The organism is Altererythrobacter chaiwopuensis (genome assembly GCF_054957755.1).
Genome location: NZ_JBTXJG010000001.1, coordinates 1,301,807 through 1,328,372, shown reverse-complemented (window position 1 = coordinate 1,328,372; position 26,566 = coordinate 1,301,807). Strand labels below are relative to the sequence as shown.

29 protein-coding genes and 1 tRNA gene are annotated in these 26,566 nt (G+C 62.3%); 15 read left to right on the top strand and 15 right to left on the bottom strand.

Going from position 1 to position 26,566, the window contains the following annotated elements; genetic code table 11:
• Nucleotides 1-123: 123 nt before the first annotated feature.
• The 7 genes from arsB to ACX2DJ_RS06490 form a co-directional block, all read right to left on the bottom strand.
• The gene (arsB, locus tag ACX2DJ_RS06520; RefSeq protein ID WP_462571651.1) at nucleotides 124-1,266 is read right to left on the bottom strand and encodes an ACR3 family arsenite efflux transporter; all 1,143 of its coding nucleotides are present in this window, start codon (nucleotides 1,264-1,266) and stop codon (nucleotides 124-126) included.
• A complete protein-coding gene (locus ACX2DJ_RS06515; RefSeq protein ID WP_462571650.1) occupies nucleotides 1,263-1,763 on the bottom strand; it encodes an arsenate reductase ArsC in 501 nt (166 codons plus the stop codon). Before ACX2DJ_RS06515 ends, arsB begins: the two co-directional genes overlap by 4 nt.
• Nucleotides 1,764-1,770: 7 nt before the next feature.
• On the bottom strand, nucleotides 1,771-2,241 hold the full coding sequence (locus tag ACX2DJ_RS06510) for an ArsI/CadI family heavy metal resistance metalloenzyme (RefSeq protein ID WP_462571649.1): 471 nt from the start codon (nucleotides 2,239-2,241) through the stop codon (nucleotides 1,771-1,773).
• Complete coding sequence (locus ACX2DJ_RS06505) at nucleotides 2,241-2,579, bottom strand: ArsR/SmtB family transcription factor (RefSeq protein ID WP_462571647.1); 339 nt, start codon at nucleotides 2,577-2,579, stop codon at nucleotides 2,241-2,243. The genes ACX2DJ_RS06510 and ACX2DJ_RS06505 overlap by 1 nt, the downstream gene beginning before the upstream one ends.
• 142 nt (nucleotides 2,580-2,721) lie before the next feature.
• The gene (locus ACX2DJ_RS06500) at nucleotides 2,722-3,063 is read right to left on the bottom strand and encodes a 2Fe-2S iron-sulfur cluster-binding protein (RefSeq protein WP_462571646.1); all 342 of its coding nucleotides are present in this window, start codon (nucleotides 3,061-3,063) and stop codon (nucleotides 2,722-2,724) included.
• Nucleotides 3,054-4,133 carry a cysteine desulfurase family protein gene (locus tag ACX2DJ_RS06495; RefSeq protein ID WP_462571645.1) on the bottom strand — a complete coding sequence of 360 codons (1,080 nt, stop codon included), beginning with the start codon at nucleotides 4,131-4,133 and terminating at the stop codon, nucleotides 3,054-3,056. Before ACX2DJ_RS06495 ends, ACX2DJ_RS06500 begins: the two co-directional genes overlap by 10 nt.
• Nucleotides 4,130-5,188 carry a cysteine desulfurase family protein gene (locus ACX2DJ_RS06490; protein ID WP_462572563.1) on the bottom strand — a complete coding sequence of 353 codons (1,059 nt, stop codon included), beginning with the start codon at nucleotides 5,186-5,188 and terminating at the stop codon, nucleotides 4,130-4,132. Before ACX2DJ_RS06490 ends, ACX2DJ_RS06495 begins: the two co-directional genes overlap by 4 nt.
• A gap of 109 nt (nucleotides 5,189-5,297) precedes the next feature.
• On the opposite strand from ACX2DJ_RS06490, the gene ACX2DJ_RS06485 reads away from it, so the two are divergent.
• Together ACX2DJ_RS06485 and ACX2DJ_RS06480 are read left to right on the top strand one after the other, a co-directional pair.
• Entirely contained in the window at nucleotides 5,298-5,954 is a 657-nt protein-coding gene (locus ACX2DJ_RS06485; RefSeq protein ID WP_462571644.1) for an alpha/beta hydrolase, read from the top strand.
• Nucleotides 5,955-6,480: 526 nt separating this feature from the next.
• Nucleotides 6,481-7,146 carry an energy transducer TonB gene (locus ACX2DJ_RS06480; RefSeq protein ID WP_462571643.1) on the top strand — a complete coding sequence of 222 codons (666 nt, stop codon included), beginning with the start codon at nucleotides 6,481-6,483 and terminating at the stop codon, nucleotides 7,144-7,146.
• A gap of 24 nt (nucleotides 7,147-7,170) precedes the next feature.
• On the opposite strand, the gene ACX2DJ_RS06475 is transcribed toward ACX2DJ_RS06480, so the two are convergent.
• Nucleotides 7,171-7,380: a hypothetical protein gene (locus ACX2DJ_RS06475; protein WP_462571641.1), complete on the bottom strand. Its 210-nt coding sequence runs from the start codon at nucleotides 7,378-7,380 to the stop codon at nucleotides 7,171-7,173.
• Nucleotides 7,381-7,487: 107 nt separating this feature from the next.
• Here ACX2DJ_RS06475 and ACX2DJ_RS06470 point away from each other — a divergent pair, with 107 nt between their 5' ends.
• Together ACX2DJ_RS06470 and ACX2DJ_RS06465 are read left to right on the top strand one after the other, a co-directional pair.
• Entirely contained in the window at nucleotides 7,488-9,317 is a 1,830-nt protein-coding gene (locus ACX2DJ_RS06470; RefSeq protein WP_462571640.1) for a DUF885 domain-containing protein, read from the top strand.
• Nucleotides 9,318-9,508: 191 nt separating this feature from the next.
• Entirely contained in the window at nucleotides 9,509-10,990 is a 1,482-nt protein-coding gene (locus tag ACX2DJ_RS06465; protein ID WP_462571639.1) for a DUF1570 domain-containing protein, read from the top strand.
• A gap of 42 nt (nucleotides 10,991-11,032) precedes the next feature.
• Here ACX2DJ_RS06465 and ACX2DJ_RS06460 read toward each other — a convergent pair whose 3' ends face one another.
• Complete coding sequence (locus ACX2DJ_RS06460; RefSeq protein ID WP_462571638.1) at nucleotides 11,033-11,395, bottom strand: hypothetical protein; 363 nt, start codon at nucleotides 11,393-11,395, stop codon at nucleotides 11,033-11,035.
• A gap of 109 nt (nucleotides 11,396-11,504) precedes the next feature.
• Nucleotides 11,505-13,109, bottom strand: coding sequence for a phosphoenolpyruvate carboxykinase (locus tag ACX2DJ_RS06455; RefSeq protein WP_462571637.1), 1,605 nt, complete (start codon nucleotides 13,107-13,109; stop codon nucleotides 11,505-11,507).
• Between the two features lie 271 nt (nucleotides 13,110-13,380).
• Here ACX2DJ_RS06455 and ACX2DJ_RS06450 point away from each other — a divergent pair, with 271 nt between their 5' ends.
• From ACX2DJ_RS06450 to ACX2DJ_RS06420, 7 genes are all read left to right on the top strand, one after another.
• The gene (locus ACX2DJ_RS06450) at nucleotides 13,381-14,133 is read left to right on the top strand and encodes a response regulator transcription factor (protein WP_462572562.1); all 753 of its coding nucleotides are present in this window, start codon (nucleotides 13,381-13,383) and stop codon (nucleotides 14,131-14,133) included.
• The gene (locus ACX2DJ_RS06445; RefSeq protein ID WP_462571636.1) at nucleotides 14,126-15,694 is read left to right on the top strand and encodes a sensor histidine kinase; all 1,569 of its coding nucleotides are present in this window, start codon (nucleotides 14,126-14,128) and stop codon (nucleotides 15,692-15,694) included. The genes ACX2DJ_RS06450 and ACX2DJ_RS06445 overlap by 8 nt, the downstream gene beginning before the upstream one ends.
• Nucleotides 15,691-16,128, top strand: a complete 438-nt coding sequence (locus ACX2DJ_RS06440; protein ID WP_462571635.1) for an HPr kinase/phosphorylase — start codon at nucleotides 15,691-15,693, stop codon at nucleotides 16,126-16,128. The genes ACX2DJ_RS06445 and ACX2DJ_RS06440 overlap by 4 nt, the downstream gene beginning before the upstream one ends.
• A gap of 60 nt (nucleotides 16,129-16,188) precedes the next feature.
• Nucleotides 16,189-17,124 (top strand): RNase adapter RapZ, encoded by a 936-nt coding sequence (gene rapZ / locus ACX2DJ_RS06435; protein WP_462571634.1) that lies wholly within the window; start codon nucleotides 16,189-16,191, stop codon nucleotides 17,122-17,124.
• A gap of 61 nt (nucleotides 17,125-17,185) precedes the next feature.
• Nucleotides 17,186-17,611: a PTS sugar transporter subunit IIA gene (locus ACX2DJ_RS06430; protein ID WP_462571633.1), complete on the top strand. Its 426-nt coding sequence runs from the start codon at nucleotides 17,186-17,188 to the stop codon at nucleotides 17,609-17,611.
• Nucleotides 17,608-17,886 (top strand): HPr family phosphocarrier protein, encoded by a 279-nt coding sequence (locus tag ACX2DJ_RS06425; RefSeq protein ID WP_462571632.1) that lies wholly within the window; start codon nucleotides 17,608-17,610, stop codon nucleotides 17,884-17,886. Before ACX2DJ_RS06430 ends, ACX2DJ_RS06425 begins: the two co-directional genes overlap by 4 nt.
• A complete protein-coding gene (locus tag ACX2DJ_RS06420; protein WP_462571631.1) occupies nucleotides 17,883-18,698 on the top strand; it encodes a TrmH family RNA methyltransferase in 816 nt (271 codons plus the stop codon). The genes ACX2DJ_RS06425 and ACX2DJ_RS06420 overlap by 4 nt, the downstream gene beginning before the upstream one ends.
• 3 nt (nucleotides 18,699-18,701) lie before the next feature.
• Here the strand turns inward: ACX2DJ_RS06420 and ACX2DJ_RS06415 are convergent, their stop codons facing one another.
• From ACX2DJ_RS06415 to recR, 4 genes are all read right to left on the bottom strand, one after another.
• Nucleotides 18,702-19,487, bottom strand: coding sequence for a TSUP family transporter (locus ACX2DJ_RS06415; protein ID WP_462571629.1), 786 nt, complete (start codon nucleotides 19,485-19,487; stop codon nucleotides 18,702-18,704).
• Between the two features lie 70 nt (nucleotides 19,488-19,557).
• Nucleotides 19,558-20,877 (bottom strand): DNA recombination protein RmuC, encoded by a 1,320-nt coding sequence (locus ACX2DJ_RS06410; RefSeq protein WP_462571628.1) that lies wholly within the window; start codon nucleotides 20,875-20,877, stop codon nucleotides 19,558-19,560.
• Nucleotides 20,878-21,019: 142 nt separating this feature from the next.
• Nucleotides 21,020-21,583 carry a peptide deformylase gene (def, locus tag ACX2DJ_RS06405; protein WP_462571627.1) on the bottom strand — a complete coding sequence of 188 codons (564 nt, stop codon included), beginning with the start codon at nucleotides 21,581-21,583 and terminating at the stop codon, nucleotides 21,020-21,022.
• A gap of 152 nt (nucleotides 21,584-21,735) precedes the next feature.
• Entirely contained in the window at nucleotides 21,736-22,332 is a 597-nt protein-coding gene (gene recR / locus ACX2DJ_RS06400) for a recombination mediator RecR (RefSeq protein WP_462571626.1), read from the bottom strand.
• Nucleotides 22,333-22,385: 53 nt separating this feature from the next.
• On the opposite strand from recR, the gene fmt reads away from it, so the two are divergent.
• The 3 genes from fmt to ACX2DJ_RS06385 all read left to right on the top strand — a co-directional run bounded on the left by fmt (nucleotide 22,386) and on the right by ACX2DJ_RS06385 (nucleotide 25,400).
• Nucleotides 22,386-23,303, top strand: a complete 918-nt coding sequence (gene fmt, locus ACX2DJ_RS06395; RefSeq protein WP_462571624.1) for a methionyl-tRNA formyltransferase — start codon at nucleotides 22,386-22,388, stop codon at nucleotides 23,301-23,303.
• A gap of 99 nt (nucleotides 23,304-23,402) precedes the next feature.
• Nucleotides 23,403-24,158 carry a tRNA pseudouridine(38-40) synthase TruA gene (gene truA, locus ACX2DJ_RS06390; protein WP_462571622.1) on the top strand — a complete coding sequence of 252 codons (756 nt, stop codon included), beginning with the start codon at nucleotides 23,403-23,405 and terminating at the stop codon, nucleotides 24,156-24,158.
• A gap of 132 nt (nucleotides 24,159-24,290) precedes the next feature.
• A complete protein-coding gene (locus ACX2DJ_RS06385) occupies nucleotides 24,291-25,400 on the top strand; it encodes a zinc-binding dehydrogenase (protein WP_462571621.1) in 1,110 nt (369 codons plus the stop codon).
• 3 nt (nucleotides 25,401-25,403) lie between these two features.
• Here ACX2DJ_RS06385 and ACX2DJ_RS06380 read toward each other — a convergent pair whose 3' ends face one another.
• Nucleotides 25,404-26,381 carry an asparaginase gene (locus tag ACX2DJ_RS06380; RefSeq protein WP_462571620.1) on the bottom strand — a complete coding sequence of 326 codons (978 nt, stop codon included), beginning with the start codon at nucleotides 26,379-26,381 and terminating at the stop codon, nucleotides 25,404-25,406.
• An 89-nt stretch (nucleotides 26,382-26,470) separates the two neighbouring features.
• On the opposite strand from ACX2DJ_RS06380, the gene ACX2DJ_RS06375 reads away from it, so the two are divergent.
• Nucleotides 26,471-26,546: transfer RNA gene (locus tag ACX2DJ_RS06375), tRNA-Val, on the top strand.
• The last annotated feature ends 20 nt before the right edge of the window (nucleotides 26,547-26,566 follow it).

Below are 26,566 nucleotides of genomic sequence, written 5' to 3'. Positions count from 1 at the left end.
TTCCGCCGACCGATGGATTATACATCGGTCGGGGAGTTGGGTCACGCAATTCTGCATGAGATCAATGATCAGGATTAACGCGGAAAAACAGCATGTCCGCAACCGGGTTGTTGGCGGACGCTCTCACATCCGCCGCATGTCATGCGCTTCCGCAGGGACCGATACTGATTGCCCGTCCAATCCCTCGGTCAGCACGATCTGCCCCGAAAAGCCGCCCCTGGTTCGGTTTGCAATTGCGACGAGGGACAGCATGACCGGAACCTCGACCAATACGCCTACAACGGTCGCAAGTGCAGCACCGCTACCCAGCCCAAACAGCCCGATGGCCACCGCAACGGCCAGTTCGAAGAAGTTTGATGTGCCGATGAGCGCGCAAGGAGCCGCAACAGCATGGGGCACTTTCCACGCCTTTGCCGCCCCATAGGCAATAAAGAAAATGCCGTAGCTTTGGATAACAATCGGAACAGCTATGAGCGCGATGAGCAGGGGCCGCGAAACGATAGTCCCGGCCTGAAATCCGAAAAGCAGCACCACCGTCATCAGCAATCCGATTATGGAAAGCGGCTTCAGCCGGGTAGTGAAGTCAGACACCGCACCCTCGTCACCATTATGGCCTGCGAGCAAGCGATGGCGCACAAAAGCCCCCACAGCCAGCGGCACTACGACATAGAGACCGACAGAAAGCAGCAATGTCTCCCACGGGACAGAGATGTCAGTGACGCCGAGCAGCAAAGCGACAATCGGCACAAAGGCAACGATCATGATGAGATCGTTGGCTGCCACTTGAACCAGCGTGTAGGCCGGATCGCCCCTGGTCAGTTGCGACCAGACGAACACCATGGCCGTGCAGGGAGCAGCGCCCAGCAGGATCAGCCCTGCGATATATTGCTGCGCATCGGCGGGCGCGATCAGATCGGCAAAAACGACCTCGAAGAACAGCACGCCGAGCGCCGCCATCGTGAAGGGCTTGATGAGCCAGTTGACCACCAGCGTGATGATGAGGCCCTTGGGCTTGTCGCCGACCCGGCGCACAGCTCCGAAATCGACAGCGACCATCATCGGGAAGATCATCGCCCAGATCAGCACCGCCACAACGAGATTGATCGAAGCATACTCGATTGCAGCGAGCGATGCGAATGTCCCGGGTACGAGATTACCCAGCGCGATTCCCGCCAGGATCGCTGCACCCACCCATACGGACAGCCATTTCTCGAACAGGCCCAGCCCCGCCGCGCGGGCGTCGATGTCGGCAGTCGTTGCGGTCACTGCTTGTCCGCCTCTTGACCGATTGATTGGAGCTTTTCGCGCAGGGCGATCTGTTCAAGGCTGGCAATCGGGAGGGCCAGCATCAGGTCAATGCGCCGCTTGAGCATCCGGAAAGCGTCGAGAAAGGCCGCTGCCTTCTCGGCATCGCTGCCCTCGACCGCAGCCGGATCGGGAATGCCCCAATGGGCCGATGTCGGGCGACCGGGCCAGACCGGGCACGCTTCAGCCGCCGCGCTGTCGCAAACGGTGAATATCAGGTCGAATTCCGGTCCGTCGGCGAATTCGTTCCAGCTTTTGGAGCGATAGCCTTCTGCCGGATAGCCCAGCGTGTTGAGCGTGTGTATCGCCCATCGATTGACTGTGCCGGTCGGATTGCTCCCGGCACTATAGGCTTTGAAGCGTCCAGCGCCGTCATGGCCCAAGATCGCTTCGCCCAGGATCGAGCGCGCGGAGTTTCCCGTGCACAGGAACAGCACGTTCAGCGGATTATCGGACACAAAAAGCTCAGCAGCAGGAAATCTTGGCGGGTGCCAGTTGCGGTGCACAGCATGCACTGTTTGCGGCGCTCGCGGACGCCAACTGGTTCAGATCAGGGCTGCCGCCATAGGTCGTACTTTCGCCCTCGGTCAGGAAGGCTTCCCACACGACGCCATCGGGATCGGCGATCCAGCTCTTTTCCGACTGCGCATAGCAGCAGGTCGTTGCGCCTTCTTCCAGCACCGGGCGGTCGGCAGCCTTGAGACGGCCATAGACCTCTTCAAGTTCGGCCCTGTCCGCGACCTGCAAACCGACGTGTTCGATTCCTTTCGCCGCATCCTCGCGCATCGAGATCGCGAAGTTGATCCGGGGATCGTCGAGCATCCACTTGGCGTAGTCGCCCTTCACCACAGAAGGCTCGGCCCCGAACAGGCTTGAATAGAAGTCGATCGACTTTTCGATGTCGGTCACGCCGACATGCACATGGAAACGTTTCATCAGGCGCTCTTTCTTGTCTGGGAAGGAAGGCAGGCGGCATCCTCGGAACAAGACACACCGCCGCAGCAGTTTTCAGTGAGGTAGCCCATCAGGCCGTTCATCGCGGCATAGTCTGCCGAATAGATGATCGAGCGGCTCTCGCGCCGCTGCGTAACCAGCCCCGCATTGGAGAGCTGTGCCAAGTGGAAACTCATCGAGGAAGGCGGAACATCGAGCTTTTCGGCAAGCACGCCAGCGGCAACGCCTTGCTCCCCGGCCTGCACCAGCAGGCGGAAGGCAGCGAGGCGGTGTTCCTGTGCCAGGGCAGACAGGGCGCGAATCACTTGGTCGGCGTGCATCATACAATCCTATTATTCGATAAATATCGAAATATCGAATCAAGAGCGCGGGGTCAAGTAGCTTTTCGTCTGCTTTTCGGATTTCGTGCTCTGTTATTATGCGTCCGCAAATGCAGCGTCAGCTGACGCCCCGGCAATGCTCTCACATCCGCCGCATGTCATGCGCTTCGGATGGGACGGTCACGGATAGCCCATCGAGTTTTTCGGTAAGGTCGATCTGGCACGAAAGGCGGCTGGTGCGGCGCACCCCGGCGGCGAAATCGAGCATGTCTTCCTCTTCCTCGCTCGCTGCGGGCAGACGATCGAACCATTCGGCATCGACGATCACGTGGCAGGTGGAACAGGCCATCTGGCCTTCGCAGGTACCCTCCAGCGGCAGGCCCAGCGCCTGGCCCAGTTCGAGCAGCGACTGGCCCGGCTCGCCTGCGCCCTCGGTGACATTGCCCTGCGTGTCGGAAAAGCGCACCTTGATGCTCACGCCCATTGCTCCTTCGCGGCCTTGTCAAGCGCCATGGCCCCGCGCTCGACCTCTTCCAGCGTAGTATAGCGCCCGAAGCCGAGCCGGATCGAGCTTTTTGCCTGAGCCTCAGAAAGCCCGATCGCCTTCAGCACATGGCTGGGCTTGCCCGATCCACTGGCGCAGGCCGATCCTGCGCTGAACATGACATCGCGGCAATCGCTCATCAGCCGCGCAACGTCGACGCCATCCTTGCGGACATTGAGATTTCCGTGCCAGCGCGCATTGGCGCTGCCGTTGAGCGTCCATTCGCCCAATATTTCGCGCGCACGCCGCCACAATGCCTCGACATGCGCCGCGTCCTCTTCCATCCGTTCAGCAGCCAGCTGCGCCGCCGCGCCAAATCCCGCGCACAGCGCCGGGCTTAGCGTGCCCGAGCGGACCCCTTCCTGCAGCCCGCCCGTCACCTGCGGATCGAGTTCGATCCCGTCACGCAGCCACAGTGCGCCGATCCCCTTGGGCCCGTGGATCTTGTGCGCGCTGATCGCGATCATGTCGCAATCGGGCAGCACCTGCTTGCCCGCGCCCTGCACCGCGTCGCACAGCATCAGCGCGCCAGCTGTGCGCGCCCGCTCCAGCCATCCGCGCACCGGCTGGACCGTGCCAATCTCGTTATTGACCGCCATCACCGCGACCAGCCCGGTATCTTCGGGCAGCCCATCAGCAGGATTGGTGACGCCGTTCGCATCGACCGCAAGCCGGGTGGCATGGCCGAGCACTTCGGCTGTTTCATAGACCGCCGCGTGCTCGATCGCGGAAATGGCGATGCCCGGCTTGCGGATGCCCGCCGAGCCGCGCATGGCGAGGTTGAGCGCCTCGCAGGCATTGCCGGTGAAGATCACCTGCCCGCCCGGCGGCAGCAGGGCCGCCACCCGCTCGCGGGCGAGCTCGACTGCGGCCTTGGCCTGCCGCCCCATCCGGTGCGGCGAGTGCGGATTGCCGAAGCCCATGCCGTCTGCTCCGTCAAGCCAGCGCAGCATGGCATCGCGCGCTTCGGGCGCGAGCGGGGTAGTGGCCTGGTAATCGAGGTAGATCATGATTTCGCCAGCTCTAGCCACGCCTCGCAGAAGCGTTCCACTTCTACGCGCGTGGTGTTCCAACCGAGGCTGACGCGGATCACCCGCGCCGCCAGTTCGTCATCCATGCCCATAGCCTTGAGCACATGGCTTGTCTTCATCGTGCCGCTGGAACAGGCGCTGCCTTGCGACACTGAAATCCCCGCCATGTCAAAGCGCATCACCTGCGCGCTGGCCGACATATTGGGCATGGCGATGGCACGGATATAGGGCGTAGGGTCGGGCAGCCTGTCGGAGAGCCAGGCCCCGCCAGCCTCGCGCACCGCACCGGCAAGGCTTTCGAGCGGTTCGAGCACAGCGGGGGCGATATAGGGCTCGCGCGCCGCCTCCAGCGCCGCCGCCATGCCCAGCGCGCCGGGCAGGTTCTCTGTCCCGCGCCGGTATCCGCGCTCGTGCCCCCCGGTGGGCCGAAGCATGGCATAGTCTTTCACCAGCAGCGCGCCGATCCCGATCGGCCCGCCGAACTTGTGCGCCGAGATCACCGCAATGTCGCATTCGGGCAGCGCGAATTTGCCCGCGCCCTGTGCGCAGTCCGCCAGCAGCAACCCGCCCGCGCCGCGCACAATACCGGCGATTTGCGCCAGATCCTGCCGGTTGCCGGTTTCCGAGTTGAACTGTTGTACCGCCACCAGCGGTCGCTCGCGCTGGACCGCTTCGCGCAGGCTCTCAAGGTCGAGCGCGCCGTCGGGGCGCACCGGAAGCCGTTCGGCATCGGGCACCGCCTGCAATACCGCATCGTGCTCCACCGCGCTGACCAGCCGCGCGCCGGCCTGAGCCTGGTGAAGCGCGATTGCCAGAGCCTCGCTTGCGCCGCTAGTGAAGATCAGCTCGCCTTGCCCCCCCACCGCCGACTTGATCCGCGCGCGCGCATCCTCCAGCGCAGCGCGTGCCCTGCGCCCTTCGGCATGCGGGCTCGACGGATTGGCCCAGATGGCACAGCCTTCATCCAGCGCCGCTTTCGCTTCGGGCCGCAGCGGGCTGGTGGCGGCATGGTCGAGATAGATACGCGGCGGAATAGTGCAGCCTCGGCAATGGTTATCGCAATTGCGAATTTTCGAACGATCATTATATAGGCCTGCAAGCGCGGCGCGCCAGTTCCGGCAGCGCCCATCAACAGGTTACGCGATGCCGTCAGTCATTTTTCCCGGCCCCGAGGGCCGCCTCGAAGGTCGTTTCTCTCCGCCCCCGCGCCCGCGCGCGCCCGTGGCGATGATCCTGCATCCCCATCCCGAAGGGGGCGGCACGATGAATGACCGCATCGTGCAGCGCATGTACAGGACCTTTGCCGATCGGGGCTTTGCCACCTTGCGCTTCAATTTTCGCGGCGTCGGTCGCAGCCAGGGCAGCTTCGACAATGGCATTGGTGAACTGTCCGATGCCGCCTCTGCGCTCGATTGGGTCCAGTCGATCCATCCCGAAGCCCAGACCACATGGGTCGCTGGCTACAGCTTTGGCGCGCTGATCGGCATGCAATTGCTGATGCGCCGCCCCGAGGTACGCGGATTTATTTCGGTCGCCCCGCCCGCCAACATGTATGATTTCAGCTTCCTGGCTCCTTGCCCTGCCTCAGGCATCTTCATCCAGGGCGCGGCAGATACGGTGGTCCAGCCGATCGCCGTGCAGAAGCTGGTCGACAAACTGCGCACGCAGAAGCACATCACCATCCATCACGAGGAAATCCCGCGTGCCAACCATTTCTTCGAAAACGAAATGGAAGATCTGATGGCGTCGGTCGACAATTATCTCGATTTCCGCCTTAATCCCGATTGCCCGATCAAGTGAACTGGGGTCAGGACTCATTAACCGCATGAGCCCCTTCGGCTGGCTGGCAGGCCAGCCGCTCAGGGAAAACTAAGGTGGCTCGTTTGCGGGATGAAATGCAAGGTAGGCGCTGAGAAAGGGAGTGTTTCTCCCTTTGAGGTGGCTGACGCAGCAGTTCGCCCGCAAACGGCCACCCGCAGGGCTTGGCCAGAATTGCCCGGGCCTTTGTCGCTCGCTTGATCAATAGCACCACTATTCCCCTTCGCTCGCTCCGCGGCCTGAACAATTCTCATCCAAGCCACGGCCATGTGTTTAATGGGTCCTGACCCTAGCGCGGGGGCCGACATCGCTGGCCCTGCGCACCTCCCGGATATTGCGATAATGCAGTGACTTGCATGGCTGGTGCCATGTCGAGCCTGCACAAGTGTGAACCAAACAGCTTGCTCTAGATTATGTAATGTTGTAACATTCTTTTCTCGGTGCCGCATTTCGGACCGGACAAAGGCAATAAAGCCCCGGGCGGCCCGACTGGAGAGAGGAGCCGCATATGGCATTCGCAGATCCCATGCCCCTGAAGCAGCGCGGTGCCGGCCTGGCAGGCGCGCTGATCATCCCCGGCGCGCTCGGCGCTTTGCTGATCACCGGGTTGGCCGTGAACGAGATCGCCCGGCCCGAGCTCGATGGTCCGCTGATCGGCATTGACATCACCCTGCCGCCTCCGCCGCCGGATCCGGCTGAACAGGCCCCCGCCGCAGCCCGGGCAACATCGCAGGTGGTCACTCCCCGGCCGCCGGTCGATGTATCGATGACGGAGGTCAAGCTTGACAGCACGATCACCCTTCCGCCGCCAGGCGACATGTTATCCCGCTTAGTCCTGCCGCCCGTCGATCTGGAAGCGGGCGGCCTGTCGGCAATAAAGCCCGTACCAGCTACGCCGCTGGGTGCGCCCGGCACTTGGGTGACGACCGACGACTATCGCACAAGCTGGATCAACCGCGAGCTGACCGGCACCGCGCGGTTTGAACTCAGCATCTCGTCCAGCGGGCGTGTGAGCGCCTGCCGCATCACCAGCTCAAGCGGGCACAGCGTGCTTGATGAGGCAACCTGCAAGCTGATTTCCACGCGCGCGCGCTTCACTCCCGCAACCGACGCCGCGGGCAAACCCGTTGCGGGTAGCTACAACAGCTCGATCCGCTGGATCCTGCCCGATTGATCGAACGGCTGGCGGGGCGCGGCGTTACTCGCCCGTTTCGCCAGCTACCCGGCCCAGCGGCGTATCGCCGCTCGCATCGGGCAGCGTCCAGATCAGCACATTGGCAATGGCGATCACGGCAAGCAGCAGCATCAACAGCGGCTGCTTCTTCGGCACGCCGCGCCGCCAGAGTATGAATGCGCCCACGATCAGCGCGCCCGCCGCCAGCATCACGATCGATAGCACTAAATTCATGTCTTGCCTCCATTTGCGGCGCCGATCGCCCATTCGTGTGCACCGTCAATGCCCCGCCTCACAACCCTGCAATTGACTTGATTTCAGCTGACATTAACACCAGCGGCATGACTCATCACGATTTTTCGCTCACTCGCCGCAACGCGCTCAAGGGCTTTGGCGGCGCTTCACTCATCGCCATGCTTCCCGCCTGCCGGATGGCACCAACGCCCGAACTGGCACCCGATGCCATGCTGGACAAGGTGGCTTACAATCTGCTTGCGCATGAGCCCGAACGCGCCACCGGCCTGGGCGTGGACACAGGTGAACATGCCGCACTGCGCAGCCGGTTGAGTGATGTTTCCCCCGATGGGCTGGCCAAATACGCGGCCGCGCTTGAGGTCGATCTGGCCGCAGTCCGCGACTACCCGCGTGTGGGCATGACGCCCGACCAGCTGACCAGCTTCGAAGTGGTCGAAACCGCCTATGCCAATGCGCTGGCCGGTTTTGCCCAGCCCTATGGCGTCGTGGCAGTGGGAAGCTGGCGCAATGCGCCATATGCGGTGATCCAGAATGTCGGCGCATATCTCGACATGCCGCGCTTCCTCGATTCCACGCAGCCCTTGCGCGAAGCAAGCGATGTTGACGCCTATGTCGCGCGGGTCAAGGCCTTTCCGGCGCAACTCGACGGCGAGCTGGAACGCATCACCCAGGCACGCGCATTGGGCGTGGTGCCGCCCGATTTCCTGCTCGACAGGGCGATCGCCCAGATGGAGCAGAGCATTGCCAATGCTGCGGAAGGCTATACCGGCCCGCTCAGCCGCGCCGAAGAGCTGGATACTGCCCTTGCGCAGGAAGCGGTCGCAAAGGCGCTGGCCACGGGGATCGTTCCGGCGCTCGAGCGTCAGCTTGAAGAGTTGAAAGCACAGCGGGCCGCGGCGAAAAGCGAGGCTGGCATGTGGGCCCAACCCAGGGGCGATGAATGGTATGCCTGGGCAATCAAGGCGGCGACCACCACTGACCTCTCACCCGACGAAATCCACCAACAGGGGCTTGAAGAGTTGGAAGAGCTGCACGGGCGGATGGACCCGATCCTGAGGGATATCGGTTATGCCACCGGCACTGTGGGTGAACGGATGCAGGCCTTGAGCGAGGACCCGCGTTACAAATTTGCACCGGGCGATCCGGGCCGCAAGCAGATCATGGATTTCATCCATGAACGGATCGACTGGATCAGGGCGCAGATGCCGCGCGCCTTCAATACGCTGGTCGATCCCAAACTGGAGGTGCGCCGTTTGCCGCTGGCCGAGGAACCCGGCGCGCCGGGCGCCTATGGCGGCGCAGGCAGCAAGGACGGTAGCATCCCGGGCCGGATGTGGATCAACCTCCACACTACCGATTTGCACCGCAAATATGACCTGGCCGATCTCACTTTCCACGAAACCATCCCGGGCCATGTATGGGAAGGCGAATTCTCGAACCGCCTACCCCTCATCCGCTCGATCCTCGCCTTCAGCGCATTCAGCGAGGGCTGGGCGCTCTACGGCGAACAGCTGGCAGACGAACTGGGCGCATATGATGATTTCCAGGTCGGCCGGCTGGGCTATCTGCAATCGCTGGCGTTTCGCGCCTGCCGCCTGGTGGTCGATACGGGGCTGCATCACAAACGCTGGACCCGTGAACAGGGGCGCCAGTTCTTCGTCGAGCGCAACGGTTCGAAACCCGATGAAGTGGCCAGCGAAGTCGATCGTTATTGCAGTTGGCCGGGCCAGGCTTGCGGTTACAAGATCGGCCACACCGAAATCGTGCGCCAGCGCGCGAATGCCCAGCGCGAACTGGGCGATGCCTATGATCTCAAGGCCTTCAACGACGCGGTGATCCTGGGCGGCAATTCACCGCTCAGCGTGATGGCGAAGAATGTCGAGCGTTATATCGCGGGAGCAAAAGGCCAAGCTTAGCGGCCCTGGCCAAGAAAGACTTTCAGCGATTGTAGGGCTAGCCAAGCAAAGCAAGATACGTATAGTATCGCAAGTAATACCATTACTTGGTTAGAATAACGGGGGCGCAAATTATGCTGACCAGGCTCGCTTGGATTGCAGTGCTGTTCACAACATTTGTTTGGGCAGCGCCCTCACGGGCGGACTGGCACATGGCATCGAGCGACCATTTCGTCGTGTACGCAGATGATAGTGAGAAGGACATCAGGCGCTTTGCCGAGATGCTGGAAAGCTATCATGAAGCAATCGCATATATAATTCAAAGAAAGGCTGAAAAACCAAGCCCCTCGAACAGGGTAACGATCTTTGCGGTCGGCAGTATCCGCGATCTGAAAGCGCTGGCAGGCGGCAATAACAAGTTCATCGCAGGCTTTTATGTGCCGCGTGCGGGAGGTTCGCGCGCATTCATTCCCGATATCCGGATGAAAGGCGGCGAACTCGATTTTTCCGCGACGGTCCTCCTCCACGAGTACGCGCATCACTATCTGATTTCGACATCGAGATTCGCAATGCCGCGGTGGTTGAGCGAAGGCGCAGCAGAGTTCTTCGCTTCGGCACAATTCATGAAGGATGGAACGGTCTCGATCGGTCGACCTGCCGTGCATCGCGCGGGCGAACTGGCATTTTCCGACAAGGTCACGATCGAGGAATTGCTCGACCAGGGGCTCTATGAGAAGCGAAAATCAAAAAGGCACGATTCCTTTTACGGCCGCAGTTGGACGCTCTATCATTATTTGGTCTTCTCCGAAGAGAGGAAGGGTCAGCTTTCCGACTATTGGTTCAAGGTCGCGCAGGGCATACCTTCGCTTGAAGCAGCCCGGCAGGCGTTTGGCGACCTCGCGATTCTGGACAAGGAGATGAACCGCTATCTCAAGTCGCGAAGCATGTACTCTTACCGCGTCGGTCCAGACCTGATCAGTCCCAGTCCGGTAACGGTGAGCACGCTGTCAGCGGGTGAAGCCGCCATCATGCCCATTGTAATCCAGTCGCAGCGCGGGGTAACGCGTGAAGAGGCTGAGGCGCTGGTGGTCGAGGCTCGCGATATTGCTGCCCGATACCCTCAGAATGCAGCCGTACTTGCTGCCTTGGCCGAAGCTGAACATGATGCTGGCAACTACACTGCGGCGATCGCTGCAGCTGATCGCGCACTGGCAATCGATCCGGCAAGCAAGAATGCCTATATCCAGAAGGGTTATGCGCTTTTCAAGCTTGCTGGCGATGCAGAGGACACCAATGCTGCCGTCCTTGATGCTGTAGCGCCTTTCACCCAACTCAATCGCCTCGAACCCGATCATCCTCTGCCATTGTGGTATTACTACCGCAGCTTTGTTGATCGGGGCGTCGAGCCTCCCGAAATCGCCCGCCATGCCCTTGAGCGCGCGGCGCAGATCGCTCCGTTCGACCAGGGCTTATGGATGAGTGTGGGCTACATGCAGGCTTCGGAAGGCAAGATCGCCAATGCGGTCAATAGCCTGTCATCGGTTGCAAACAATCCACATGGTGGCGGCATGGCCCGTCAGGCGCAAGCTTATATCGCAGCGCTGGAAAATGCGCCGGAAGGGCAGCCATTCAGACTTGAAAAGGTTGTTGTGCCTGCCGCTCCCGAGTGTGACGAAGAATGTCAGGCGTTATAAAGGGTTGATCTGACGCAGCGGCGGCCGCTGTGGGCCGCGCGGTCAATGCTTGCGGAACAGACCCTTGGCCATTCCGGCAATATCGCCCAGCGGATTGCCGTCACCGTCACGATCAAGCATGTCAAGAAGCCCCTTGGCCTGCGGGTGCTCCTTCAGCAGGTTGCTGAATTCCATCAGCGATCCCTCACCGCCGATGTGCTCGACAATCTGCGAAAGCACACTGGTGTCGAGCCCGGTCCGGGCTGAAGCCAGTTCCACCGTATCGCCCTGCATCTGGTGCGAATGGCCCAGCGCGGCGATTGCCTTTTCAGCCATGGCCGGTTCGATCCCCACTGCATGGGCAAGATTGCGCACATCGTCGGGCGCACCGGCAATGTTCTTCAGGATTCCGTCAAACAGGCTCATTGCGCTGGCTCCTTGCTGAAAGAAATGAGTCATAGCGGCAACTCGTGACACAAATAAGGCCCCGCTCCCAATCGGAAACGGGGCCCTCCTCTCCAAACCCTGGCAGTAATCAGGCGGCGACCGCTACTCGTGGTGCCGCGTCTCGCACGCCCTGATCGACGTGATCCGCAAATTGCGCGAAATTATCGTTGAACAGGCGCACCAGCTTCTCCGCGGTGGCATCGAATTCTTCCTTGTCCGCCCAGGTCGTGCGCGGATCGAGGATCCGGCTGTCGACACCATCCACGCTGATCGGAACTTCGAAGCCGAAGTTGGGGTCTACCCGGAATTCCGCATCGTTCAGGCTGCCATCAAGCGCAGCATTGAGCAGCGCGCGAGTGGCCTTGATCGGCATGCGGCTGCCCGCACCATATTTGCCGCCGGTCCAGCCGGTGTTGACCAGCCAGCATTGCACGCTGCCCCGGCCGATCCGCTCCTTCAGCAGATTGCCGTAGACGCTGGGATGGCGCGGCATGAAGGGCGCGCCGAAGCAGGTGCTGAAGGTCGCTTCCGGTTCGGTCACGCCAATCTCGGTTCCGGCCACCTTGGCGGTATAGCCGGAAAGGAAGTAATACATCGCCTGATCGGGCGTGAGCCGGGCGATCGGGGGCAGCACCCCAAACGCATCGGCAGTAAGCATGATGACATTGGCCGGCACCGGGCCCAGGTTTTCTTCCGACGCATTGGGGATGAAGTCGATCGGATAGGCACCGCGGCTGTTTTCAGCGAGCGAGGCGTCATCGAAATCGAGCTCGCGCGTGTCCGGGTCCATCACCACATTTTCCAGCACAGTACCGAAGCGGCGCGTGGTGGCGTAAATTTCGGGCTCGGCCTCTTCCGACAGGCGGATCATCTTGGCGTAACAGCCGCCTTCGAAATTGAACACAGCCGTGTCAGACCAGCCATGCTCGTCATCGCCGATCAACGTGCGGCTGGCATCGGCGGAAAGCGTGGTCTTGCCCGTGCCTGACAGGCCGAAGAATACCGCCGTCTTGCCATCAGGCCCGACATTGGCCGAACAATGCATCGGCATCACGCCTTTGGCCGGCAGGAGGTAGTTGAGAATGCCGAAGACGCTCTTCTTCATCTCGCCCGCATAGGCGGTGCCGCCAATCAGGATCAGCTTTTCGCTGAGGTTGACCGCGATCACCGTCTCGCTGCGGCAGCCATGCCGCGCGGGATCGGCGCGGAAGCTGGGCAGATCGATGATCGTGTACTCGGGCACGAAATCGCGCAGCTCGTCAGCCGTGGGGCGGACCAGCAGCGTGCGAATGAAAAGATTGTGCCAGGCCAGTTCGTTGATCACGCGCACATTGACCCGGTGCTCCGCCTGCGAGCCGCCGAACAGGTCAGCGACAAAGAGCTGCGACTTGTCCTTCAGCGCCGCAAGAAAATCTGCTTTCAGCGCAGCGAAATGGTCAGGCGTCATCTCAACGTTGACCTTACCCCACCACACCGTGTTTTCGGTTTCGGCATCGCGCACGATGAACTTGTCTTTCGCGCTGCGGCCAGTGTGCGCGCCGGTCTTGACCACCAGCGCGCCATGGCGCGACAATTCGCCCTCGCGATTGGCAATGGCATGTTCGACAAGTTGCGCAGGACCCAGGTTTGAATGGATTTCGGCGACAGTCTCTATGCCCTGGCTGGACAAGGGAACGGCAAGCGGATTGGACACGCAATTCTCCTGAATTTCTTGGCGAGCGACTGGGGCCAGGCCCCATGCACCCGCCGAACGCATGGTCTATGCGAGAGCACATACTGCGTATGAGAGCACATAATGCATACGAATGCACGGATTCGCCCCCGCCCCTTAGTTTACGGCACCCAGCCCGTCAAACGCACAAAATGCAGCTGGGCTTGTGATGGTGCACAGCAGCGGCGACTCGTTGTTTCGCGGCCCACAAAGCGCTAATCGGTCAGGCACCATGTCATTCAAGGAACCCGCGATGATCGAACCGGCAAACGAGCCGACGGTAAAACACGGCGAAACCGTGATCGCGCTGGTCGACGATGACCGCAACATTCTTACCACAGTATCAATCGCACTGCAGGCCGAAGGCTTCGTGACCCGGGTATATTCGGATGGCGAAACGGCCTTGAAGGCCCTGATCGAAAATCCCCCGGACCTCGCGGTGTTCGACATCAAGATGCCCAGAATGGACGGGTTCGAATTGCTGCGCCGGGTCCGCGCGCATAGCGCGCTGCCGGTGATTTTCCTGACCAGCAAGGATGACGAGACCGACGAGGAAGTCGGGCTGGAATTGGGCGCGGATGACTACATCGCCAAACCCTTCAGCCTGCGCTTGCTGATGGCCCGGATCCGCGCAATCCTGCGCCGTTTCGACACGCCGGGTGCGAACAGCGCGGAGCTGGGAGAGGCGCGCGAACCGGCGAGCCATTCGGTCACAAGAGGCCGCCTGTTCATGGACCCGGCGCGCCATCAGGTGACCTGGGGCGGCGAGCCGGTATCACTGACGGTAACCGAGTTCCTGATCCTTGAGGCGCTGGCGCTGCGCCCCGGCGTAATCAAGAGCCGTAACCAGTTGATGGATGCGGCCTATCCCGATGACGTGTTCGTTGATGATCGCACGGTCGACAGCCACATCAAGCGAATGCGGCGCAAGTTCCGCCAGGTTGATCCAGAGTTCGGGGCAATCGATACTCTGTACGGCGCCGGATACTGCTTCACCGATGACTGAAAACGGCGAATCTTCGCGGGTCATCCAGCAGGTCGACCGGCTCGGCTGGAGCGGGCGAATCTCGCTCACTTCGCGTATCCTGGTGGTCAATATCTTGCCGCTGGCCATGCTCGGCGGCGGAATTTTCTACCTCGATTCCTATCGCACGCAGCTGCTCAATGAGCGTTACAAGCTGGCGCGAATCGAGGCGCAGATCACCGCCGAGGCGCTAGCCGGTGCCTCGCGCACGCGGCAGGAAGCGCTGTTGGTGCAGATCGGCAAGGAACAGCGCATGCGGCTGCGCATGTTCGACGCCGAAGGCCGCCTGTGGGCCGACAGTTTTGCGCTAGCCGAACCCTCGTTCGCGCTCGACGTGCCTGGCGACGAACGCTTTGCGGAGGATTTCGCCCGCGCGCTTGATCGCGCCGTCGACAAGATCGTGGGCGCCGATCCGATCCCGGACTATTTCGAACCGGAAGATGCCTCCGCAGATGCCTGGCCCGAGTTGCGGCGCGCGCGGGAACAACGTCTTTCGCAGATCCAGTTGCGCGATGCCCCCGATGGCTCTCCGGTAATCAACGCTGCAGCCCCCGTCGGCCTGAATGGTGCGACCCTGCTGACCACACGCAACGCGATCGATATCACCATGGCAGTGCGCGAAGCGCGCACCACCCTGGGCATCGCGGTGCTGCTGGCACTGGCCGCTTCGATCCTGCTTTCGCTGTTCCTGGCCCGCACCATCATTGCTCCGCTCAGGCTGCTGTCCAACGCCGCGATCAAGGTGCGTCAGGGGCGTGACCGCGATGTCGAGGTGCCGCGCCTGCCCGAGCGGCGCGACGAAATCGGCCTTTTGGCCCGCGCCGTATCGGACATGACCGGCGCACTGCGGCAAAGGATCGATGCGGTCGAAAGCTTCGCCGCCGATGTCGCCCACGAAATCAAGAACCCGCTCGCATCGCTGCGCAGCGCGATCGAATCGCTGCCACGCGTCGAGGATCCGGATTTGCGCCGCAAGCTTACAGAGATCGCAACCCATGACGTGCGGCGGATTGACCGCCTGGTGACCGAGATTTCGGATGCCAGCAGGATCGATGCTGAAATGTCCCGCGCAACGCTGGAACGGATCGATTTGGACGCACTGGTAACGGCCATCATTGGATCGCGCGAGGACCGCGCGGAAAATGCCGATCGCCCCATCACGATTATCACCAGCAGCGACCAGGCAATCGTGTCAGGCGTGCCGCCGCGGCTTGAACGCGTGATCGAAAACCTGCTCGACAATGCGGTATCCTTTTCGCCGCCTGACGCGCCCATCGAGGTGACTTTAGGCCGCGCAGGCAAGCGGGTGATCCTGACCGTCTGCGATAGCGGGCCGGGAATCGCCGAAGATTCGCGCGAGAAAGTATTCGAACGGTTTCATTCGGTCCGCCCCGAAGCCGAGGATTTCGGCAATCACTCAGGGCTTGGCCTTGCGATCGCTCGCGCGATTGCCGAAGCGCATGATGGAACCTTGACTGCTCATCCGCGTCCCGATGGCAAGAGCGGCGCCTGTCTGCGCCTTGAACTGCCCGCCGCCGCATGAGCACAAGCGGGCAAATCGTCCAGGCCAGCGCGGTTGCCATCGATGGCCGCGCGCTGCTGATCGAGGGGCCGCCCGGCAGCGGCAAATCAAGCCTGGCGCTGGCATTGATCGATCGCGGCGCGGGGCTCATCGGTGATGACGGTGTGCGGCTGGAAAGAAGCGGTGGGGAGATCATCGCCGCACCGCCGCCCAACATTGCCGGAAAGCTGGAGATTCGCGGGGTGGGGATCGCAGAACTGCCTGCAACCAGCGCCCCGCTCGCGCTGATCCTGTCGCTTGATCCGAACGCGCCGCGCTATCCCCAGCCGCTTGAACACCGCAAGATTCTGGGCTGCGAAATCCCGGTGCTTCCGTTTCGCTTCGATACCCCGCTCATTGCCTTGCGGGCGGAGTGGGCGGTACGGCTGCACGGGCTTTCGCCGGTTGAGGAATAAGCACATGCGCAGGCTTGCTTGCCCTTCCAATCCGCGGCCGGGCGCGCGACAATGGCAAACATGACCGAGCCCGCCATCCACCACGATTCTTCCGCTGCGCAAGACCCGCCATGCCAGCACATCCTGCTGGTCACGGGTATGCTTGGCGCAGGCAAATCCACCGCGCTGCAAGTGCTCGAAGACCTGGGCTGGGAGATCGTCGACAACCTCCCAGTGGGCCTGCTCGAACGTATGGTGGCCAATCCGGGCACATCCGCCGGACGGTTGGCGATCGGTTTTGATTCGCGCACGCGGGGCTTTGAACCGCAGGACATTATCGCGCTGGTCGGCCGCCTTGCCCGCCGACCTGATATCGCGCTGACAACCATGTTTATCGATTGTTCGACCGAAGAGATTGAGCGCCGTTATAACGAGACCCGCCGCCGCCATCCGATGGCGCAAGGACGCCCGCTTTCTGAAGGGATCCGGGCCGAACGCGAACTGCTCGCACCGCTGCGCCAATGGGCGGAGATCGTGATCGACACCAGCGCTTTCGGGGTCAACCACCTGCAACAGCACATCCGCGAACTGTTCGCTGAGGAACCCGGCGCACCGATGACGGTCACCGTCTCCAGCTTCGGGTTTGCGCGCGGAACCCCGCCGCTGGCCGATCTGGTTTTCGACATGCGCTTTCTCGACAATCCGCATTGGGTTGCGGAACTGCGCGAACTGACCGGGCTCGACCCCGAGGTGGCCGAGCATGTTCGCGCCGACCCGGGTTTTGGCGAGAGTTTCGAGCGTATCCTTGACCTGCTGGCCACGCTGCTGCCGCGTTACCAGGCGCAGGGTAAAGGCTATGTCCACATTGCCTTCGGCTGCACCGGCGGCAAGCATCGTTCGGTATTTACTGCCGAAGAAATCGCGCGAGGCTTGCGCGACGCAGGATTTTCGCCCACTGTCCGCCACCGCAATTTGGCATCGCGCGCGTCCGACGAGATCGAGGGGAAAAAGCGGTGACAAGCCTGGATGGATCAACGCGGCCACGGGCCGCAGGAATGAACGGATCTGGCACTCTCTCATGATTGGATTGATCCTGGTCACGCATGGCCAATTGGCTGAGCATTTCGTCGACGCGATGGAGCATGTAGTCGGCCCGCAACAGTCGATCGCGACGGTCTGTATCGGCCCCAGCGACGATATGGAATTGCGGCGCAAGGACATCGCCAACGCGATCACCCGGGTGGATGAAGGACAGGGTGTGATTGTGCTGACCGACCTGTTCGGCGGAACGCCGTCAAATCTCGCCATTTCGCTGCTCGAGCGCGGCCGGGTGGAAGTGATCGCCGGAATCAACCTGCCGATGCTGATCCGGCTGGCCGGTGCACGCAAATCGATGAATGTGGTGGATGCGGTTGCGGCAGCCAAGAAGGCCGGGCGCAATTACATCACCGTCGCCAGCGAGTTCCTGAGCGAAGATACTGCCGCAGCGGAGGCCAGGGCGTGAATGAAGTCCGGCGGGCGATTACCATCGTCAACCAGCGCGGATTGCATGCACGGGCGAGCGCCAAATTCGTCGGCGCGGTTGCCGCTCTGCCAAACGGCACAAAGGTGCGTGTGGCCAAAGACGGCCATGAAGCCGAAGGCGGATCGATCCTGGGGCTGATGATGCTGGGGGCGGCCAAGGGCGACGAGGTGGAACTGATCGTGACTGGCGAAAATGCCGAGGCAATTTTTGCTGACCTGTGCGCGATGATCGAAGACGGGTTCGGGGAAGAGTGAACCCGCCGTCCGACCGCCGCCAGATCACCGGCTTTTCCAACCCCACGGTGAAATATCTGCGTAGCCTGCGCGACAAGAAGCACCGCAAGGCAGCGGGCAAATTCCTTGCCGAAGGACTGCGCCTTCTGACCGATGCGCGCGAATGCGGCCACGTGCCCGAAATTCTGGTGATGGCATCAGGGCGCGATCATCATCCACTGCTGGACGCACTTGAACGCGACGTTACGGCGACGGGCGGCGAGGTGATCGAAACTACCCCCGACATCCTCGGCAAGATCACCGGCAAGGCCAATCCGCAGGCGGTGGCGGGCGTGTTCGCCGAATTCGATACCTCGCTGGCGAGCCTTGACCGGAGCGCCGCACCGATCTGGCTGGTGGCGCAGGCGCTGCGTGACCCAGGCAATCTGGGCACCATGCTGCGCACCGGAGACGCCGTGGGCGCGGGCGGGTTGATCTTGCTCGATGATTGCGCCGATCCGTTCAGCGTCGAGGCGGTGCGCGCCAGCATGGGGGCGGTGTTTACGCAAAAACTCGCCCGTGCGGCCTGGCCGGAGTTTATCGGCTGGCTCCGCACCGGGAACGGTCAGCTGGTGGCGGCTTCGCTACGCGATGCGGTGCCCTATCGCGGCGCGCCATATCAGGCGCCGTGTTTCATCCTGGTCGGCAACGAATCGCAGGGATTGCCGGAGGATTACGAAGCGGCCTGCGACCTGCGGGTGACCATGCCGATGCGCGGGCGCGCCGATTCGCTAAATGCGGCGATGGCGGGCGCAGTGCTGGCCTATGAGGTGCTGGCAAGCCTTGAAGGATGAGTTTCAGCCCAGCACTCCCACTGCCAACGCCGAGCCTATCGCCAACATCAACGTTGCCACGCCGTAGCGCACGGTACCGATCGTGATCTTCTCCAGATGCCGCGTCGCCACATAGGCCCCGACAAACGCGGCCAATGTGCCTGTCAGCACCAGCACAGCCTCTCTTCCCGCGGGGTCCAGCCCCGCTGCGGTGAACGAGGCGGCATAGGTTGTGAGGCGCGACAGATCGACGAGGATAGCGATCATCGTGCCGGTCGCGATGAACCGCTCGGCAGACAGCCCAGACCGCAGCAGGAATATCGACCTGAACGCGCCCTGCTGCCCGGTCAGGCCGCCGAAGAAGCCCGTCACCAGCCCTCCAACCGGCATCAAGCGAGGCGGCGCTTTCAGTTCCTGAAACCATCGCTGGAGCTCAAGCACTGCGAACAGGATCATCAGCAAGCCGATCGTCAGACCGGCCCCGGTCGGGCCAAAGCTGCGGCCAAACGCGGACCATGCAAACAGGCGCGGCGTGTCCCCCAGCAGCGCGAGCAGCCAAGCACCGGCGATAGCCGCCGGAATGGCTGGCAGTCCGAACTTCAGCACCGTCGCCCAATCGGCACGCTGCCACAACAGCGCCCCCTTGAAGACATTGTTGAGCAGGTGGACCACGCCAGTGGCCGCGACCGCCACCGGAACGGGAAAGAACAGCGCGAAGACCGGCAGCAGTATCGTGCCGAGCCCGAACCCCGAATAGAGCGTCAGCGCCGATGCGAGCGCCGCCACAATGGCGATCAAGGCTATGTCCATGGGCAGATGTATGGCTGGCCCTCGCGGTCATCGCAATCGGGCAGATGGGTCAGCAGCCTCAATTTCCGTGCTATTCCGCCGCGTCCTTGCTGCCATCGCTCAGCAAATCGCCCGAGGTGTAGCGCGGCGTTCCCTCGACCAGCGGGACGTCCTCGATCTCGCGCGAGATTTCGAGGCCCTTTTCAGCCATGCGGCGGCCCGATGTCAGCACGTTGCGTTCGAAGCTGCCGACGAACTTGTTGTAATTCGTCACTGCGGTTTCCAGCCCTCCGCCAACACGCTTCATATGCTCGGCCGCGACGCGAAGCCGCTCGTACAGCTCAGCCCCCATCTTGCCGATTTCCTTGGCTTCGGCGGCCATCTGGTCCTGCCGCCACACCTGCGCCACGGTGCGCGCGATCGCAACCAGATTGGTCGGCGTTGCCAGCAGCACCTTGTTCTTGAAGGCAAAGTCCCACAGCTCGGGATCATGTTCGAGCGCAGCGGCGACGAAATGCTCACCCGGCACGAACATCACCACATAATCGGGCGCATCGTCGAACTGGCTCTGGTAACTTTTCGAACCCAGCGTCTGCACATGGCCGCGCATGGATTTGGCGTGCATGTCCATGTGCCGCGCGCGCTCGTCATCATTGTCAGCCTCGAACGCCGCCTGATAGGCGTTGAGCGAGACCTTGGCATCGATCACCAGCTGCTTCTGGCCCGGCACATTGACGATTGCATCGGGGCGCAGCCGCCCGCCATCGGTTTCGACCGATTGCTCGAGAATGAAATCGGTATGCTGCGAAAGCCCGCATTGCTCGAGCACATTTTGCAGCGCTCGTTCGCCCCAGCGCCCGCGCGCCTTGGGGGCATTGGTAAGCGAATTGCCCAGCCGCTGCGCCTCGCGCCGAACCTGTTCCTGCCCCTCGCGCATCGACTGGATCAGCCCGGTGAGCTGGCCGAAGGCATCGACGCGCCGCTTTTCCAGCGTTTCGACCTGCTCTTCGTATTTCCTGAGCCGTTCGCCCACCGGATTGAGCAGTGCCTTGATCTTCTGCTCGCCCGCCTCTTCGGATTGCTTGAAGCGTTCCTCGGCGCGCTTGAGGAATTCGTCCTGGCTGCGGGAGAGCACCTCACCGCCGACCGCCTTGAATTGCGCAAGCATTTCCTCGCGCGCCTCACGCATCTGCGCCATCTGCTTGTCGAAATTGGCGGCATTGGCTTCGAGCGTGGCAATTCTGATCTGCGCCTCGCCCAACTCTGTTACGGCGCGCTTGAATTCGCTCTCGCGTTCTTCGGCGCGGGCCCTCAACTCCGCCGCCGGGCGCGAGCCGATGAACCACCCCGCCCCCGCACCGATAGCGAGGCCGAGAATGAGTGCGATGATTACCAGAAGTGTCGGATCCATCGCGTCATATTAGGCAGAACGGAGCGAGAACGGAAGAGGTTGTTTGTGGACTATCCCCTGCACCGTCATTCCGGCGAAGGCCGGAATCCAGGATGATCGCACATGATCGGCTGGACCCCGGCCTGCGTCGGGGTGACGAACTTCACGCAGCGCGCAGTTTCTGCAGCTTCTTCAGTGCCATCTGGCGCTTCAATCGCGACAAATGATCGATGAACAGAATGCCCTCCAGATGGTCCATCTCGTGCTGGATGCAGGTGGCCATCAGCCCCTCCATCGCCTCTTCTTGATGGTTGCCGTCGAGGTCCTGATACTTGACCCGGCAAGTCGCCGGGCGATCGACATCAGCATAGATCTCGGGCACCGACAGGCAGCCTTCCTGATAGGTCGCGAGTTCCTCCGCCGGATCGATGATCACCGGGTTCACGAATACGCGCGGCTCTTTCTTCGTCGCCGGATGGGTGTGCTTGTGCCCGTTGTGATCGCACTCGATCGGCGGTGCATCGGGATCGTCTGGCTGCAGATCGATCACCAGCACGCGCTTGGGCACGCCCACCTGGATCGCGGCCAGGCCGATGCCAGGCGCGTCATACATTGTCTCGAACATGTCCTCGACCAGCGTACGCAGTTCGTCATCGAACACAGTCACGGGTTCGGACACGGTTTTCAGCCGGGGGTCCGGCACTTCAAGGATTTCGCGGATAGCCATGGATGCGCAATCTAGGTGTTCAATGCCATTCCTTCAAGCATTCGTCATTGCGAGCCGAAGGCGAAGCAATCCATGGCCAACCGCCCCGATTAGCCGCAATGGCAGTCGGTGGATTGCCGCGTCGCCGCTGGCGCGGCTCCTCGCAATGACGATCACCCCACCGGCCGCCTTGCACGCAAGGCCTGCGCCAGTGTGCCTTCATCAAGATAGTCGAGCTCGCCGCCTACCGGCAGGCCGTGCGCAAGCTGGGTTATACGCAGGGGAAAGCCCTCAAGCCGCTCGGCAAGGTAATGCGCGGTGGTCTGCCCCTCCAGCGTGGCGTTCATCGCCAGTACCACCTCGTCGATCCCGCCCTGCTCCACTCGTTCCAGCAGGCTGGCGATGTTGAGGTCTTCCGGTCGCACGCCGTCGAGCGCCGAGAGCCGCCCGCCCAGCACGTGATAACGCCCGGTGAACAGCCGCGCGCGGTCAAGCGCCCACAGGTCAGCAACATCCTCCACGATGCAGAGAGACTTCGCGTCGCGCCGATGATCGGCGCAAATGCCGCAAGGGTTCTTCGTATCGACATTGCCGCAAGTGTCGCATTCGACGAGGCCTTCGCGCACTGCATCGAGCGCACTGAGCAGGGTAGGCAGCGCCTGCTCGCGGTTCTTCACCAGCCACAGCACTGCGCGCCGTGCGCTGCGCGGACCCAGCCCGGGAAGCCGCGCCAATGCGTTTGCCAGTGCTTCGATCTCTTGCGATGCCATGGCGCGACAGATAGGGGCATCATCGTGTTCGAGAAAGGCCCACACCCCAAGTCATGCGCATAATCTTCATGGGAACGCCCGAATTTGCCGTGCCGGCATTGGAAGCGCTGCACCATGCAGCGCATGAGCTGGTCTGCGTCTATACCCAGCCGCCGCGCCCGGCGGGCCGGGGCAAGAAATTGCAGCCCTCGCCGGTGCAGAAGGTGGCTGAACGTTTGGGGATCGAGGTGCGCTGTCCAGCCTCGCTGAGGAGCCCCGAGACGCAAGCAGAATTCGCCGCGCTCGATGCAGATGTGGCGGTGGTTGCGGCCTATGGGCTGATCCTGCCGCAGCCGGTGCTGGATGCGCCCAGGCATGGCTGCCTCAACATCCACGCCTCGATCCTGCCGCGCTGGCGCGGCGCGGCGCCGATCCACCGCGCGGTGATGGCGGGTGATCCCGTAACCGGCGTCACCATCATGCAGATGGAGGCCGGGCTGGACACCGGGCCGATGCTGGCCGCCGCGCGCACGCCGATCGATGCCAAAACCACCGGCGAGCTGACCGGGGAACTGGCCGAGCTCGGCGCGCAATTGATAGTTGGCACCTTGCGCGACCTAGCGATCCACAAGCCGGTGGCGCAGGACGAGGCCGAGGCGACCTATGCGCCCAAGATCGACAAGGCGGAAAGCCGGATCGACTGGGGAAAGAGCGCCGAGGAAACCGAACGGCTCGCGCGCGGGCTAGCGCCCTTCCCCGGCGCGTGGTTCGATCTGGAAGGCGAGCGGGTAAAGCTGCTGCGCGCCGAGATCACCGAAGGCTCGGGCAGGCCTGGCGAAGTTCTGGACAACGATCTTGCTATCGCCTGCGGTGCCAATGATTCGCGCGGCGCCATACGCCCGTTGCGGCTCCAGCGCGCGGGCAAGCCGGCGATGGATCGGGCGGACTTTCTGCGCGGGCGGGCGGTGGCCAAGGGCACGATCCTGCCGTGACTCTATCCTCATCCCGTCATCCCAGCGAAAGCTGGGATCTGGTTCGGCCATGCGCCCGATCGATGGAGATTCCAGCTTCCGCTGGAATGACGCAGTAGAATGACCCGTTTCGCGCTCACGCTCGAGTTCGACGGCACGCCCTTCATGGGGCTGCAACGCCAAAGCCACGGGCCGAGCGTGCAGCAGGCGGTGGAAGAGGCCGCATTTGCAGTGACCGGCGAGCAGGTGCGGCTGCACAGCGCGGGGCGCACCGACACCGGCGTTCATGCGCTGGCGATGCGCAGCCATCTGGACATCGAAAAGCCGATCGAGCCGTTCCGCCTTATGGAGGCGCTCAATGCGCATCTTCGGCCTGATCCGATCGCCGTGACGCATTGCGAGGTGGTGCCGGACGATTGGCACGCGCGCTTTTCCTGTATCGGGCGGCGTTACGTCTATCGTATCGTCAACCGCCGCGCACCGCTGACAATAGAACTCAATCGCGCCTGGCAAGTCCCGCAGGAACTTGACGAGAAGGCGATGCACCGCGCGGCACAAGCGCTGGTGGGGCAGCACGATTTCACTACCTTTCGATCGGTCCACTGCCAGGCCGAAAGCCCGATCAAGACGCTTGACCGGCTCGATGTCGAGCGCGTCAGAACAGTTTGGGGCGAAGAAATTCGCATCCACGCCGCCGCGCGCAGTTTCCTGCATCACCAGGTGCGCAGCATGGTCGGCTGTCTCGCCATGGTGGGCATGGGCCGGTGGCGAGAGGAACAGGTCGCCGCAGCGCTGGCCGCGCGCGACCGGCAGCAACTGGGCCTCAACGCCCCGCCGCAAGGGCTCTATTTCGTTGAGGCGGTTTATCATGGTTGACCTTTGACCTCGTCATTGCGAGGAGCCTCGGCAGAGGCGACGCGGCAATCCATCTTCCGACGCCTGATCCGGACTCCATGCCGGTTGATGGATCGCTTCGCTGCCGCTCGCGATGACGAAGGGAACAATGACATGACAACCGGCAAACAGCTTTTCACCACGCTCGAAGCTGACGGCACGCTTACCGTCGCGATCGAGGAGGTCAGTTTTCCAGATCCCACTGGAAATCAGGTGCTGGTGAAGATGGAAGCGGCACCGATCAATCCTTCCGATCTTGCGATCCTGACTGGAGCGGCCGATCTCGAGAACGCAGAATATTCGCCCGGCAAGTATGTCGCCACCATGCCCGAACCTTTCAACACCGGTTCCAAGGCGCGCCACGGGCAGAAGCTGCCCGCAGGCAATGAGGGTGCCGGCACGGTGGTTGCCGCGGGTGACAGCGATATGGCCAAGGCGCTGATGGGCCAGCGCGTCGCCTGCGTGCCGGGCAATGCCTATAGCCAGTATTGCATTGCCGATGCCGCGATGTGTCTGCCGCTGGGCGATCATTCTTGCGAGGACGGGGCCAGTGCCTTCGTCAACCCGATGACGGCGCTGGGCTTTGCCGAAAATGCCAAGATGGATGGCCAGCAGGCGATCGTGCACACTGCCGCCGCCTCCAACCTTGGCCAGATGCTGATCAAGATCTGCCAGGAAGACGGGATCGAGCTGGTCAACATCGTGCGCAAGGCGGAGCATGTCGACATGCTCAAGGGACTTGGCGCGAAGCATGTCGTGAATTCATCTGACGATGATTTCATGGCGCAGCTGCGCAATGCGATCGATGCGACCAATGCCTTCTACGGTTTCGATCCGATCGGCGGCGGGCAAGCAGTCGACAATGTGTTCAAGGCGATGGAGCAGGTCGCGGTCGGCAAGATGACCGAATACAGCCGCTATGGTTCGAACCAGCCCAAGCGGATGTTCATCTATGGCAGGCTCGATATGGGGCCGACGATCCTGACGCCCAGCTATGGCTTTGGCTGGACGCTGTCGGGCTGGCTGCTCACGCCCTTCCTCGCCAATGCGGGCATGGAAACCGTGCTGCGGATGCGCCAGCGGGTGCTCGAAAATCTCACCACCACCTTTGCCAGCAGCTACAAGCGCAAGGTCAATCTGGAACAGATGCTGACAAAGGATGCAGTGATCGATTATCGCGCGATGAAGACGGGCGAAAAATACCTCGTCACGCCCTGGAGTTGATTGTCACCGGTTGTCAAACGCTGCCTGGATCGCGCCGGGATCGGTGATCCCGTTCGCGATCAGCAATTGCAGCAGTATCCGCGCCTTTTGCGGGTTGAGCGCCCGCGCAGCCACAAAGCCATTGGCGTCATCTTCCGGCTCGCGATCGACCAGCCCCTCATCGGCGCGGCTTGCCCGCACCACGGCCAGGCCGTTCTGGCGCAAGCGGACAAGCGCTTGTCGAACGATGTCGGGCATGTTCCCTTCGCCCAGGCCGGCAATCACGATCCCGCGCGTTTCCGGGCCGGTGATGCAAGCCAGCGCGCCCGGCTCCATCCCGGCATAGGCATAGAGGATCGGAACCTGAGGTAGCGCGTCCTCCCAGCCCAATTGCGCCGCCGCATCGCTGCGCCACGGCGCGCCGAACCAGTCGAGCGTGGCAGGGGTGACCAGCGCAACCGATTCGCGCGGGAAGCCGCGGAACGCATCGGTGCCGCGCGTGCGCACCTTGCGCACGTCGCGTGCGCCAAACACGCGGTCGCCCATGACCACCAGAACGCCGCGCCCGGCGGCCTCCGTGTCGCTCGCCACGCGTACCGCGTTGGCGAAGTTCCTCAGTCCGTCATAGCCTACCGCATCGGCGGGCCGCATCGCGCCCACCACAACCACCGGCTTGCTTGCGGGCAGCGTCAGGTCGAGCAGGAAGGCGGTTTCTTCCAGCGTATCGGTGCCGTGGGTCACGATCACCCCGTCGCAGGAATCATCCGTCAGTGCGCCCATGATCGCGGGATGGAGTTCGTTCCACACCGCCGGGCCGATATTTGCCGAATCGACATTGGCGATCTGGCGGCCTGACAATTCGGCTTCCAGGCCCAGCCCGCCGACGCGGTCGAGATAGTCATCGATCCCGATCTGGCCCGCTCGGTAATCACTGGCGATGGCCGAGCCGGCAATGCCCGCAATCGTGCCGCCGGTGGCGAATACTTTGACGTGTTTGTTCATATCGACGCTCGCCTAGCGCCGCGCAAGACCAATCGGCAATTGATTTTAGGAAATTCGGCGCTAGATAGCGCCATTCCGCACATCGGAGCGGGCGATTAGCTCAGTTGGTAGAGCATCTCGTTTACACCGAGAGGGTCGGCAGTTCGAGCCTGTCATCGCCCACCACGCAAACCCGCGAAAGACCG